At 69.9% G+C, this 13107-nt stretch carries 9 protein-coding genes; 5 read left to right on the top strand and 4 right to left on the bottom strand.

From position 1 onward, the window contains the following. The first annotated feature begins 47 nt into the window (after positions 1 to 47). From DSHI_RS09975 to DSHI_RS21375, 3 genes are all read left to right on the top strand, one after another. Positions 48 to 1475 (top strand): tetratricopeptide repeat protein, encoded by a 1428-nt coding sequence (locus tag DSHI_RS09975; protein WP_012178627.1) that lies wholly within the window; start codon positions 48 to 50, stop codon positions 1473 to 1475. Between the two features lie 68 nt (positions 1476 to 1543). Further along, entirely contained in the window at positions 1544 to 2506 is a 963-nt protein-coding gene (locus DSHI_RS09970) for an NAD-dependent epimerase/dehydratase family protein (protein ID WP_012178626.1), read from the top strand. 25 nt (positions 2507 to 2531) lie between these two features. Beyond that, positions 2532 to 4328 carry an NAD-dependent epimerase/dehydratase family protein gene (locus tag DSHI_RS21375; protein WP_012178625.1) on the top strand — a complete coding sequence of 599 codons (1797 nt, stop codon included), beginning with the start codon at positions 2532 to 2534 and terminating at the stop codon, positions 4326 to 4328. A gap of 4 nt (positions 4329 to 4332) precedes the next feature. On the opposite strand, the gene DSHI_RS09960 is transcribed toward DSHI_RS21375, so the two are convergent. From DSHI_RS09960 to DSHI_RS09950, 3 genes are read right to left on the bottom strand one after another with little or no spacing between them, the layout of a single operon-like run. Further along, positions 4333 to 5136, bottom strand: coding sequence for an SDR family NAD(P)-dependent oxidoreductase (locus DSHI_RS09960; RefSeq protein ID WP_012178624.1), 804 nt, complete (start codon positions 5134 to 5136; stop codon positions 4333 to 4335). A gap of 31 nt (positions 5137 to 5167) precedes the next feature. Continuing rightward, positions 5168 to 6094 carry a CE1 family esterase gene (locus DSHI_RS09955; protein WP_012178623.1) on the bottom strand — a complete coding sequence of 309 codons (927 nt, stop codon included), beginning with the start codon at positions 6092 to 6094 and terminating at the stop codon, positions 5168 to 5170. 53 nt (positions 6095 to 6147) lie between these two features. Beyond that, complete coding sequence (locus DSHI_RS09950; protein ID WP_012178622.1) at positions 6148 to 6879, bottom strand: hypothetical protein; 732 nt, start codon at positions 6877 to 6879, stop codon at positions 6148 to 6150. A gap of 394 nt (positions 6880 to 7273) precedes the next feature. Here DSHI_RS09950 and DSHI_RS09945 point away from each other — a divergent pair, with 394 nt between their 5' ends. Further along, entirely contained in the window at positions 7274 to 10567 is a 3294-nt protein-coding gene (locus DSHI_RS09945) for an efflux RND transporter periplasmic adaptor subunit (protein ID WP_012178621.1), read from the top strand. 52 nt (positions 10568 to 10619) lie between these two features. On the opposite strand, the gene DSHI_RS09940 is transcribed toward DSHI_RS09945, so the two are convergent. Continuing rightward, entirely contained in the window at positions 10620 to 11198 is a 579-nt protein-coding gene (locus DSHI_RS09940; protein WP_044027747.1) for a sulfotransferase domain-containing protein, read from the bottom strand. A 185-nt stretch (positions 11199 to 11383) separates the two neighbouring features. Between DSHI_RS09940 and DSHI_RS22305 the strand changes: the two genes are divergently transcribed. Continuing rightward, entirely contained in the window at positions 11384 to 12967 is a 1584-nt protein-coding gene (locus tag DSHI_RS22305) for a hypothetical protein (protein ID WP_012178619.1), read from the top strand. Positions 12968 to 13107 lie beyond the last annotated feature (140 nt).

Here is a 13107-nt window from a genome sequence, read left to right as displayed (position 1 = left end):
AAGCGGGGTGCAGAATGCAGTCCGACAACAACAGAGGAGCAACGTCTATGTCCGATACTCAGGAATGGACACCGAACGTTCAGCAAGTTGGTGGCAATCAGAACGAAGCCATGAACTACGTCCGCAGTCTGCTGCGCGAGGGCCGCACGGACGAGGCGCGGGCCGAGTTGCAGATGATGATCGAGGCAGACCCCCAGGACACCCGGGCGATGATGGCCTTCGCGATGTCGCTGGTGCGCGAGCAGCGGCTCGAAGAGGCCGCGCCGTATGTCGAGCGCGCGCTCGAGGTCGAGCCGGGCAATACCACCGCCGCCCTGATGGGCGCCCAGATCGGCGTGCGCGGCGGCAATGCCGAATATGCCGAGGCGCATTACCACAAGGCGCTGCAGGCCGATCCGCGCAACATGCGCGCGCTGATGGGGTTGGCACGGCTGCACGGCCAGAACCAGAAGCCCGAGGCGGCGATCGAGGTGCTGCAGACCGCGCTGGAGGTGGATCCGCAATCCGCCCGTGTCCGGCGCCAGTTGGCCACACTGCTGCAGCGGACCGAGAAGACCGAAGAGGCCAAGGCGCAGCTGCGCGCGGCGCTCACCGCGAACCCGAACGACCAGGGCGCGTCGGTGCAGCTGGCCAATATCTGCATGCGCGCCGGGGATACCGCCGAGGCGATCCAGGTGCTCGAGACCGCGCTCGAAGCCCAGCCCGACAATCGTCGCCTGACCATGTCGCTGGGCCGGATGCGCCTGCGGGCGGAGGATTACGCCGGGGCCGAGGCGACCTTGCGGCCCCTGACCACCGGGCAGCGCGGCGGCATGGCGCGGATCGCGCTGGTCCAGGCGCTGATCCCGCAGGGCAAGCTGACCGAGGCGCGGACGCTGCTGGCAAGCTCCTCGCGCGGGGCGCGGACGCCCTCGCTGGTGCATCGTCTCTATGGCGACGCGTTCGTGGCCGAAGAGAAATGGAGCGCGGCGGAGAAATCCTATCGCGCGGCGGTCTCGGCCCTGCGCGAAGGCGGCGACGAGATGCTGGCCAGGATCGACGCCCAGAAGGCCGCCAACCCCAAGGCGACGGGCGCGGACCTGATGAAGATCTACACCGACGCGTTCGAGGCGCGCCGGGCCGAGCAGGTCGCGCAGCGCCAGGCCCAGGATCCGGCCGAGGCGCGCGAACGGCGCAGGGCCGCCCGGGCGGAGCGGCGCGACGGTCCCAATGCGGAGCGGCGTCGCCAGGTGTTGCAGCGGCTTGCCCAGCAGCGGCGCGCCAACAATGCGACCGGCACCGCGGCGGGGCCCCAGGCCGGCGGCGGATTGCGCGCCCGCATCCAGGAGCGGCGCGCCCAGCAAGCGGCCGGGACCGCCCCGGCGGCCGCCGGCGGCGTGACCGGGGAGGTGATCCCGCCGCGCGGTGGCGGGGGCGGCCGGTTGCGCAACCTGATCGCCCGGCGGCGGGGCACCCCCCCGGGCGCCCAGTCCTGACCGGAACCACCTGAGCCTCGAACCCGGGCGCAGCCGCGCCCGGGGCAGACTTTTGCGGAGAGATCCAAGTGCGCATTCTCGTGACCGGACCGACCGGCGCCATCGGGCAATATGTCCTCGAAGGACTGATGCAGACCGACCATGACGTGCGCGTGCTGTCCCTGCCGGACAGCCTGCACCGCATCAATTTCCGCGACCGGATCGAGATCGTGATGGGGGAGCTGTCGGACGACATCTCCCTCGCCGAGGCGGTGGAGGGGGTCGACATCATCTACCATTGCGCCCTGGTGGGCCCGCCCCCGGCGATGTCGGCCGATCACATGATGCATGTGAACGCCGAGGGCACCCGCAACCTGCTGCGCCATGCGGCGGGCCGGGTGCAGCGTGTCGTGCTGTGTAGCTCGAACAACGTCTACACCCCGCACCGCGCGCCCGCCATGTGGCCGCTGCTGGACGATGCCCTGCGCGAGGCCCATGGCAACCCGCAACAGGTGGCGCTGGGCGAGTCGCTGATCGCCGCCGAGGATGCGGTGTTCGAGGCCCAGGCCCGCGACGGCCAGGACTATGCCATCCTGCGCCCGACCGTGGTGGCGGGCCGCAAATGCCCCTTCGTGGAGCAGATGATCATCTCGATCCTGCAGCAACCCGAGACCATCGAGGTCCAGCGCCGGATGTGGGACACGATGCAATGGGCCCACGGCTCCGACATCGCGGCGGCGGCGTTGCTGGTCGGCGAGCATCCCGAGGCCGCGAACCAGTGCTTCCTCGTGGCCGGCAGCGAGCCGATCACGATCTACGACGTGCAGGCCCATATCTGGGACATCATGAATGTCGGCAAGAGCGACAATCCTCACCGGGACATCGCCGAGCGCAACAATCTCGGCCTGTGCAAGTTCGAGCCGCGCAAGCTGCGCGCGCTTGGCTGGGCACCCCGGGTGGACGTGAAATCCTGCATTACCGAGGTGCTCGGCCGGTTGGAGTTCTACTCCTCGGCCAGCATCAAGCTGCCGGCGCACATGGTCGGCGACTGATCGAGATGAACGGGGAAAACAGGCGATGAAATACCTTGTGACGGATGCGGCGGGCGCGGTCGGGCATCGCCTCGCCGCGACCCTTGTGGCCGCGGGGCACGAGGTGCTGGCCTTCTCGGACAGCCCCGTCAATGGGGTGGCCAGCCGGGCCTGGCCCACCCGTGCGGACGTGCTGGCCAGGGCGCTGGCGGGGGTGGACGTGATCTGCGCGGTGGACCTGGCGACGGTCGCGCCGGACGCGGCCCCGGCGCTGCTCAAACGTCTGGACAAGCTGCGGGTTGCGGCGGGCAAGGCCGGGTGCGGCCGGTTCGTCCTGCTGGGGCGCGCCGATATCTACGACCCCGCGCTTCTGGCCGACAAGACGCTGCTGGAACGCTCGGCCACCGCCGCGCCCGCCGACCTCGCCCCACCTGCGGCGGCGGCCCTCGCGCTGGAGGAGAGCCTGCGCGCCGGCGCGGGGCTCGACTGGACAATCCTGCGCGCGCCGATGATCCTCGCCCCCGACAGCGCCGAGGCCAAGGCCCTCTTCCGCCGCATCCTGATCGACGACGCCCCGTCGCCCGCCCGGTTCCACCCGGTCGATGCCCGGGACGTGGCCACGGCCCTGGCCACCCTCGGCACGCACGACCGCGCAGGGGGGCAGGTGTTCAACATCGCCGCCCCCGCGGCCCTCGCCGCCCGGACCCTGGACCAGGAGCTGGGCCGGCTCGCGCGGCTGCTGAACGACGAGGCCACGCCGCAGGACAAGCTCCGCCCGCCCCACCAGGTCGCGGACCCGGTGCTGGCCACGGACAAGCTCGCGCGCCTGACCGGCGTCACCCCGACGCGGCCGATCTGGGTCAGCCTCGCCGAGACGATGCAGCAGGTGATGAAGGACCTGCGCGCCGACGGCACCCTCCCGCCGCTGCCCGAGAAGATCAACCCGGTCGTCAAGGCAGTGGAGTTGGGGCAAAAACTGCTCGCCGGCAAGACCGCGGTGATCACCGGCGTGACCTCCGGCATCGGCCGCGCGACCAGCCTGCTGCTGTCGCGGCTCGGGGCCACGGTGGTGGGCATCGCCCGCAATGCCGAGGCCGGGGAAGCCTGGGAAGCGGCCCTGGCCGAAGGCCGCCACACCGTGCCCGGCCATTTCATCCAGGCCGACCTGATGTCCTTTGCCCGGATCCGCACCCTCGCCGCCGACCTCGCCACGCGCTTTCCGCGGATCGACATCCTGATCAACAATGCGGGCGCGAACTTCCCCACCCGGCGCCTGACCGAGGACGGGGTCGAGGCCACCCTGGCGATCAACCATTTCGCGCCCTTCTTGCTGACCAACCTGCTGGCGGGCCCGCTGAAGGCGGCCCCGGCGGCGCGGATCATCATGGTGAATTCCGACTGGCACCGCCGCTCCCTGCCGGACATGCACGACCTGCAGATGGAGAGCGGCTATCGCACGGGCGAGGCCTATTGCCGGGCCAAGTTCATGAATTTGCAGATCACCTACGCCATGGCCGCCCTGCTGGACGGCACCAACGTGACCGTGAACGCGATCCATCCCGGGGTGGTCCGCACGGGCATCTCGACCCGCAACACCGACGGCGCGCCCCAGGTCCCCGCCCAGGCCCGCGAACGCGCGCAACAGCGGATGATCTCGCCGGAGTTTTCCGCCGTCTACCTCGCCAGCCTCGCCACCGCACCGGACTACGAAGGCCAGAGCGGGCTCTACCTCGATACCGACGAGATCAAGCAGTCTCACGAGGCCACCTATGACGAGGATTGGGCCTGGCAGATCTGGGAATGGAGCGCGCAGATCACCGGGCTGACCCCGGCCTCCGCCTGACCGCTCAGGCGGTCAGGACCGGCGTGCCGATCTGGTAGCGCCCGAGGAAGTCCTGGAACGCCGCGCGGGTATTGGGGTGGTTCCAATAGATGAATTCGCCGGTCACATCCGCCGTCTCCGGCGCGCAGAGCCACAGCAGCAGCCGCGCCGCCACATCCGGGCTCTGCGGCGCGGTCTGCTGGTTCTGCGCGGTCAACTCGATCGAACTTGTCATCTCGCGATAGCTTTCCGTGTCGATCGGGCCGGGGTTGAAGACATTGGCCGTCACCCCGCGCGCGCCGACCTCCTCGACCAGGGTCTGCACCATGTGGTTGGCCACGGATTTGGCCGAGGCGTAGCAGGCGGTCTTCTCCTTCGGCACCAGCGTGGCCGAGGTCGTCAGGAACTGCATCCGCCCGTGACCCTGGTCGATCATCACCGGCGCCACGTGGCGGATCAGGTTCAGAACCCCGGTCGCATTGGCATGGAAGCTGGTCTCCCACTCCTCCGGCGTGATCTCCCACAGCAGCTTGCCCAGCCCGGCGATATTGCCGCCGCAATTGAGCAGGAAGTCGATGCGCCCGAACCGCTCCACCGCCGCGGCCACCGCCCAGGCCACATCGGCATCCGCGCCGAGATCGGCCGCCACCGCAAGGCAGGCGCCGCCATCCTCCGCAATGTCCCCCGCGACCGCGTCGAGCCCGGCCTGGCTGCGCGCAACCAGCACGACCGACGCCCCCGCACGGGCCAGAAGAAGGGCGGTCGACCGGCCAAGGCCGCTGCTCGCGCCGGTCACGATCGCGACGGTCCCGTCAAGAAATGGCGTCATCTGAAATCCTGCTTGTTGTCGCGTGGCCGCCTCAGAAATGAGAGCGGAAGAACCGGACCACCGCCGCCGACCCGTTCAGATCGCCCCGCGACGGTCCGAGGGCGCGTTCGCCCGCCCGCGATCCTTCATGGCCCGGCCACCAATGGCCCATCTCGGGGACCGGGCAGATCACCACCTCGGTGCCGCCGGTGCAGCCGGTATGGGTCGTGCAGCTGACACCGTCCAGGTTGGAGGTCGTGCGCGTCCCCGAACAGCGGTTCTGCCGCTGCCAGAAGGTCTCCACCGTCTGGACCGAGACGCGAAAACCCGCCCGCTCGATCTTGCTCTGGCCGCCGTCAAAGGGCGAATGCTCGTCGATCAGCCCGTGCATCACCATGACCGAGATCGGTTTGGGGTTGGCGCATTGCTTGCTGGTGTCCTTGACCCCGCCGCCGCCTGCAATGGCGGCGAAACTGTCGGGCAGGTTGCAGGCCAGGTGTTGGCTGAAGGCAAACCCGTTGGAAAACCCGGTGGCGAAATTGCGGTTGGGGCTGATATTGCCGAACCGCCTGAGATCTTCGAGCATCGCCTTGACGAAACTGATGTCGTCGATGCCGCGCCGCATGGCCGGACCGCAGCAATCGCCGCTGTTCCACGACCGCCGAAACCCCTCCGGATAGACCACGATGAAACTGTCGGCCCCCGGGGCGCGGTGGATGTTGATCTGACCGCTGAAGGCGTCGGCACTGCCGAAGCCCGGATGGAAGGCGAACAGCACCGGAACCTCCGCGGCCGAGCGCGCGCTGTCGGGCACATAGGCGATATAGGACCGCTCCATCCCGCCGACGGAGATCTTGCGCTCGACCTTCTGGGTGGCGGCCTCCGCGCCTGCCGCGCCCAGCACGAGGACCAGACCCGCCAGCAAAAGGCCGCCGCACCGGGTCAGCCAGCGGGACAGGGGGGTAGAAACGATCACCATTACAGAATCCTGCTCTTTTATGTGATGCCCGACAGATAGGGGCGGGTCGACTGCTAGACGATAGCAGCCTCCGGGTCGAGCGACAGCAGCTGATCCGTGGGCGTCGCGAAATCCCGCGCAAGCGTGCCGTCCCTCACCAGCTGCAACGCGATGTAGCGGTGCGAAGTTCCCGGCCGGGCGATGGCCCGGACATGGGGCAGGCGGGCGACGTGCAGGGTTTGCGTCGAATCCACCTCGTCATCGGGCGAGTAGTACATCTTCACCGCCGTGACCTTGTCGGCGTTCTTCTCGATCAGCGGCCAGGTATCGAGGTATTTCGGCTCCACCCCGCGGCTGGCGAACCAGTCGACGCCCCATTGCATCGACATCGGCACCCGCTCGCCCGCGCCGCCCTTGGCATCCCGGGTCGCCGGATCCACATAACTCACCGTCCCGGCGGTGATGATGTCGTCCACACCCAGAAGGAAGCCGTGCATGAGCGCGCCATACCCGCCGATCGATGTGCCGAACATGGTCACCCGCTTCGGCCCGATCTTGTCGATGAAATAGCGCAGGAATTCAACCGTTTCATCAGGATTGCTTGTCAGGCCATTGATTCCGTTGTGATATCCGGTCCGGACGTCATCATCGCGCAAGAACAGGATCGTCTGTGGCAGATCCTTCGAGAAATCCTTGAAATCGAAATCGCCGCGCCGAACCGCGGTCGTCGAGCTGAACATGATGATCAGGTGATCTGGATCTCCATAGGAGACAGCGGCGCAATCGGAGATGACTTCCAAACTCATGGGGGGACCTGTGTTTTGTTCTTGAAATACGCGTGGGTAGTAAACCCAGTATTCGCTGCGGCTGCAAGTTGCAGGTGATTTCGTTAAGGTTTCGCGAACACCCGGCGCATTTGGTCCTCTCGCAGGCAGCGCGCGACGGAGTGTGGCGCGAATTTGACCATGTCGCGAAGCCCGCGGGCGGTTTCGTGGCGGCGCGGGGCGGCGTGCGGGGCAGTGTCCCGGGGGCCGGGCCCGAGGGCTGTGACCGATGCGCACGGCCCGCGCCGGTCGCGGCATAACCCCAGGGGGAGCCGCGCAACACGGCGCAACTGCAAACTGTCCGTGAGTTGAAAATTTCTTAGCATTATGGGAGATATGGAAGATCGATATCGAGTAATTTTTCAGGCGGGACCAAATGCCCCCAAGCCATGCAGCGTTGGTGCCCGATGGCACGCCGCGCAAGCGTTACAGACTAAGCCCAGATGCAAAGCTCACCCGCGCGCCTGTCGAGGAGGGCAAGCCGCGCCACGGGTTTTACAAGGACGCGAAATCCGGGCGGCTGTTTCGTCTCGGGGCGGAGGAGTTCTTCCTGCTGACCCAGCTGGAGCGGGGCGAGGATTTCACCGCCGCCGGCAAGGCGTTCCGCGCCCGGTTCGGCACCGGCGTGCGCGAAGCCACGATCGCGGGGTTTGCGGCACAGATGGTCGCCGCCGGCGTGCTGGTGGAGGCAACCGGCACCGACCCCCGCGCCGAGGCCCCGTCCCCGAGGCCCGACCGGGCCGCGCCGCTGCGTCCCCCCATCGACCAAAGCCGGGCGCATAACGCCGACCGGGACGAGTTCGACGCGTTCGAGGACCTGCTGCCGGAGGCGGGCTCTGCCTTCGATGGCCCTCCCGAGGACGATATCGACGGGCTCGAAGAGCTGATCTTTTCCGACGCGCCGGACGACCGTGCCGATCCTCCCAAGCCCGCGCCGGAGCCCGCCTCCGGGGAGACGCCCGCCGCGCCCAGTTTCCGGGCGGCCGCCGCCGCCGCGCGCGTCGCCAAGGGGGCCGCAGGCACCGCGCGGCCCGACCCGGACCAACCCGCCGAAAGCCCCCCCAAAGACTCGCAGGCGCCTTCGACGGACAAGGCCGCGTCCCCCGCCGACACCCCCGCGCCCGACGGCAAGGCCGACACATCCGCGACCCCCGCCCCGGGCCCCGGTCCGCAACCGCGCCGAAAGCAGACCTTCTTTCGCAAGACCGGCCTGCATGACGGGGTGGCCCGCAAACCCGCCAAGAAAGACGACACCCGGGACGCCGCCGACACCGCCCCGCAAGACCCGCCCGACGCACCCGCCGATCGCGCCGCCCCGACCGCACCCGGCCCGGAGCCCGCCAGGGCCCGCGCCGAGGCGACGGCACCCCGGGCGGCCTTCGGCACCGGGCCCGACCCGAAGGACAAGGCCCCCGGCACCGGCATCATCAAGCTCTTCGCGCCCAACGGGCTTTTCGCGGTGCTCAACGCGCTCTTCGGCTGGATGGCCTGGTTCAAATGGCTGCTCTGGCCGCTGACGCTCTTTGCGTTCATGGCCGTCTTCACCCGGCTGTCGGAATACGGCACCAGCATCTCCAACGCCCGCGGGGCGATCGACCTGGTCTGGCGGCTGGTGATCTCGACCCTGACGGTCAATTTCTGCGCGGCCTTCTTCACCGGCTGGGCGATCCACCGCCAGGGGGCCAAGGTGCCCGCCTTCGGCATCCGCATGATCCTCTATGTCATCCCGCGCTTCGCCGTGGACGAGCAGGCGGTCTACAAGCTGCCGCGCGAAGCCAAGCTGGCGGTCTATTCCACCACCATGCGCGCGCGGCTCTTCCTGTTCGCGGCAGGCACCACCCTGTGGGCCTTCACGCGCCACTCCCAGACCGTGATCCCCGACATGACCCTGCTGGTGTCGCAGATCGCGCTCCTGACCCTGGTGTTCACGGCCTTCCCGCTGATGTCCGGAGACGGGTACAAGTGGCTCACGACCTTCTTCGGCCAGGAGATGCTGAAGCAGCGCGCCCATGCCTGGCTGTTCAGGAACAACCAGAGCAAGATGGGCTTCACCTATCCCGAGCCGAGCGCGGGCGAGAAACGCGCCTTCATCTTCTACACGGTCGGCTCGCTTCTGTTCATGGGGCTGGTGCTGTCGTTCCTCTTCGTGTGGGTGTCGGGCGCGCTGGTGGGCCGCTATGGCGGCTCGGGCGCGGCGCTCTTCTTCTTCCTGCTCGTGGCGATCGGCTTCTGGGTGATGTCGATGAAATCGAAGCAGCACAAAGCGATGGAGCATGGGGTCAAGACCATGATGGCCGAGAAGCAGGCCGCGCGCGCAGCCCAGGGCGGCGCGGGCGGCTTCGGCGGGGCCGAGGGCTTTGCCGCGCAGGGCGCGGGCGGCGGTTTCACACGCGGCGCCGGCGCCGGCGGCGGCTTCGGCGGCGGGCCGGGCGGCTTCGCTGCGGGCGGCGCAGGCGGCTTTGCCGCGCCGGCCGGGAGCAGGGCCGGGGCGGGCGTCGCGGCCGCGCCCGGTCAAAGCCGGGCCATGGTGCCGGTGCCGCAAACCGGCCGGGCCCTGGCGCTCGGCCAGTCGCGCGACCTGACCAGGCTCGGCTCCCGGCCCCTGCCGGGCGTCCTTGCCGAGCCTGCGCCGAAATCGCGCCGCTGGGCCTGGATCCGGCGGCTCACGCTGTTGGCGGCGGCGGGCGCGCTGATCTACGCGGCCTTCCAGCCCTATGCGTTCGAGGTGGGGGGCGATTTCACCATCCTGCCGGACACCCGGATCGAGGTGGGCGCGCGCGTGGCGGGCGAGCTGGTCGAGATCCATATCGACGAGGGTGACGTGGTCAGCGAGGGCGACCTGCTGGCGCGCATGTCCGACTGGGAACCGCGGCTCGAGGTGGATGTGCGCGTGGCCAAGCTCGCCCAGGCAGAGGCCCGGCTGCAGGACCTGCTCGACGGCGCCACCGCCGAAGAGATCGCCATCGCCGAGGAAAACGTCGCCCGGGCCGAGGCGGAGCTGCCCTTCCTGCGCTCCCAGGCGGAGCGCGCGGATGAGCTTTTTGCCCGCAACGCGATCTCCCAGGTGGAATACGAACGCCTGCGGCTGGAATACCAGACCGGCCAGATCGACCTGCGCTCGGCCCAGGCGGTGCTGGCGGATGTGACCGCGCCGCCCTCGGCGCCGGACGTGGCCGTGGCCGAGGCGGAGATCGAGCGGCTCAATGCCGAGCTGGCTTTCTACCGCGACCAGCTCGACAAGGTCGAGCTGCGCGCCACCGCCGACGGCCGGATCGTGACCGAGAACGTGCAGCTTCTGCGCGGGAAATACCTCCAGGTGGGCGAGCTGTTCGTCGAGATCGAGGACCACGAGATCGCCCGGGCGGAGGTGCTGGTGTCGGAAACCGATATCGGGCTGGTCGAGGTCAACGACCGCGTCCGGCTCAAGGCCTGGGCCATCCCCGACGAGGAACGGATCGGCACCGTGGTCTCCATCGCGCCCTCGGCGGAGGCCGAGGAGTTCGGCCGCGTGGTCCGCGTCAAGACCCAGTTTCCCAACGAAGAGGGCTTCTTCCGTCCCGAGATGACCGGGTTCGCCAAGATCGAAGGGGCCGAGATGAAGACCTGGGAGGCGTTCTCCCGCCTGATCGTGCGGTTCTTCCAGATCGAGGTCTGGGGCTGGATCCCCTGAGCGGGCCGGGCCCAGGCCAGGCCGCCTGGCCGGACCCCGCGGCAGAGCGCGCTCAGGCGCGGTTGCGGTAGAGCGTCGGGTCCACGGCCTCGGCCATGGCGCGCACATCGAGACCGCAATCGAAGAACTCCGCGATCTTCTGCGCCGCCGCCTCGGGCTCGGTGACGATGGCGCTGTAATCCACGAACAGGATCTCGATATTGCGCTGCGCCCTGGCCCAGGTCTGGAAATCCAGCACCTCGCCCTGGAACAGCTTGATCATCAAGTCGCGGTCCACCGCATGGGGGTCGCGCCCCTCGCGCTCCAGCATCTTTTCCTGGCTGGCCACCACCTCGCCCAGGTCGCGCTGCAAGAACACGATCCGGTAGGGCACGTCGATGGGCAGGTCATAGACCAGCTTGTAGATCACCTTGACCACCTGGCCCTTCGATTTCGCGACCCAGCTGTCGTCCTCCTTGAGCGCCTTGACCGGCTCGAACTCGAAATATCCATGGGGGTTGTCGTCATTGGCGGTGCGTTCGTGGTCCACCACCGGGGGCAGCCCACCGGCCACCAGCATGCGCATCATCATCGATGTGCCCGATCGGGGCAGGCCCGACACCACGGCAACGAAATCTCTTTGTTCAATCATCTGTCGTCCTTCAGGAGGCATCCCGGGCCCCAGGGGCCCGTCAGGGGGCGGAAACGCTCAATTTCTGTTTACACGCAAAGCCCGCACGCGGCATACCCTTCGGCAGGGACCGTGCGTTTCTGCGCGCTCGTGTCACATCAAACCAGCTTTGGATTATAAAAACGCATTCCCAGGGAGCATTCCGCATGACAAAACGCCCGACCCGCAAATCCACCAAAGGTGCGGCCGGTTCTGCACCCGACACCGCGACACCCGATACGGCGGCACCCGAAACCGAAGCGGCCGAAACCGAGACCGCGCCCGAAACCGCCGCCCCCGCGACCGGCTTCGGGGGCCGCGCCCAGGCCCGCCCGGGACGATTCGGGCGCGGCCGGTTCGCCGCACCGCCACCCGACGAAGGCGCCGAGGCGCCTGCCGCCTCGCAGGGCGGGTTCGCCGGTCGCTTCGGCGGCGGGCAGGCGGGTCAGGGCGGCTTGCGCGGACGCTTCGCCGGCATGGGCCAGCCCGGGCAGCCCGGACAGCCGGGGCCGGCCGGACAGGCCGCCGGGGGCCAGGGCGGCGGGGTCGGCGGACGCTTCGCCGGTCCGCGCGGCGCGCCGGGGGCCGCGGCACCCGGCGCCGGTCAAGGCGGCTTCGGCGGCCGCTTCGCAGGGGCCCGCGGCGGTGCGGCGGCCGGAGCGGGCGCAGGACAGGGCCGGTTCGGCCAGGGCGCCGGTGCCGCCCCCGGCGGTGGCCGGTTCGGTCAGGGCGGTGGCTTCGCCGGCCGGTTCGGCCAGGGCGGCGGCTTCGGCGGTTCGCAGCGCGCCGGTCAAGCCGGGCAGGGCGCGGGCTTCGGCGGGCGCTTCGCGGGCGCGCAAGGCGGCGGCGGTCAAGGTGGCTTCGGGGGCCGCTTTGCCGGGGCAGGCCAGGGCGGCGCGGCCCAGGGCGCTGGCCAACAAGGCCCGGGCGCAGGCCGTTTCGCCGGTCGCTTCGGCGGCGGCCAGGGCGGTGACGCTCCGGCAGGCCAGGGCGGGCCGGGCGGACGTTTCGCGGGTCGCTTCGGCGGTGGCCAGGACGGCAACGCACCGGCAGGCCAGGGCGGCGCGGGCGGTCGGTTCGCAGGTCGTTTCGGCGGCGGCCAAGGCGCTGGTCAACAAGGCCCGGGCGCAGGCCGTTTCGCCGGTCGCTTCGGCGGCGGGCAGGGAGACAACGCCCCGGCGGGCCAAGGCGGACGGTTCGCCGGTCGTTTCGGCGGCGGGCAGGGTGGCAACGCCCCTGCAGGCCAGGGCGGACGGTTCGGCGGGCGTTTCGCCGGCGGCCAGGGCGGCGAGGCCCCGGCAGGCCAGGGCTTCGGCAGGCGCTTTGCAGGGGCAGGAGCCCCGGCCGCCGGGGACGCACCCCAGGGCGGCGGGCGATTCGGCGCGCGCTTCGGCACCCGTTTCGGCGGTGCCGGGGCCCAGCCAGCCGAGGGCGCGCCCCAACCGGGCGCGGGCTTCGGCGGTGGTCGCTTCGCAGGCCGCTTCGGGGCAGGGGCGGCCCAGGGCCAGCCCGGCGCAGGGGGCCGCTTTGCCGGGCGGTTCGGCGCTGGCGCCCCGGCCGAGGACACCCCGGCCCCCGGGGGTGGCGGCCTGTTGCGCCGCGGGGCGCTGGCATCGCGCCACGCCGCCCCGGTGCCCAGCCGGGACACCGCCCAGCCGCCCGTGCCGGATGCCGAGGTGCTCCCGCCCGCGGAATCCAAGGCCCCGGAAGGCGGCTGGAGCAACTGGAAGGCGGACGCCAAGAAGGACTGAACCGACCACCGGACCCAGGCCGCGGCGCGACCGACGCCGGCCCGGGCCCGCCCGCAGGCGGATGCCGCACTCTTGAGCGCTCCGGCAATCCGTGCCTATTGTTTCAGCGGCCAAGGGCCGAGCCCGCGCCCCGCCGTCCG

The organism is Dinoroseobacter shibae DFL 12 = DSM 16493, assembly GCF_000018145.1.
Taxonomy (GTDB): Bacteria; Pseudomonadota; Alphaproteobacteria; order Rhodobacterales; family Rhodobacteraceae; genus Dinoroseobacter; species Dinoroseobacter shibae.
This window is presented reverse-complemented; position numbering and strand designations above follow the sequence as displayed.

Excerpts from the sequence above, each read along its gene's own strand:
- DSHI_RS09975 (WP_012178627.1), top strand. The coding sequence starts at position 48 with ATGTCCGATACTCAGGAATGGACACCGAACGTTCAGCAAGTTGGTGGC.
- DSHI_RS21375 (WP_012178625.1), top strand. The coding sequence starts at position 2,532 with ATGAAATACCTTGTGACGGATGCGGCGGGCGCGGTCGGGCATCGCCTC.
- DSHI_RS09960 (WP_012178624.1), bottom strand. The coding sequence starts at position 5,136 with ATGACGCCATTTCTTGACGGGACCGTCGCGATCGTGACCGGCGCGAGC.
- DSHI_RS09955 (WP_012178623.1), bottom strand. The coding sequence starts at position 6,094 with ATGGTGATCGTTTCTACCCCCCTGTCCCGCTGGCTGACCCGGTGCGGC.
- DSHI_RS09950 (WP_012178622.1), bottom strand. The coding sequence starts at position 6,879 with ATGAGTTTGGAAGTCATCTCCGATTGCGCCGCTGTCTCCTATGGAGAT.
- DSHI_RS09945 (WP_012178621.1), top strand. The coding sequence starts at position 7,274 with ATGCCCCCAAGCCATGCAGCGTTGGTGCCCGATGGCACGCCGCGCAAG.
- DSHI_RS09940 (WP_044027747.1), bottom strand. The coding sequence starts at position 11,198 with ATGATTGAACAAAGAGATTTCGTTGCCGTGGTGTCGGGCCTGCCCCGA.
- DSHI_RS22305 (WP_012178619.1), top strand. The coding sequence starts at position 11,384 with ATGACAAAACGCCCGACCCGCAAATCCACCAAAGGTGCGGCCGGTTCT.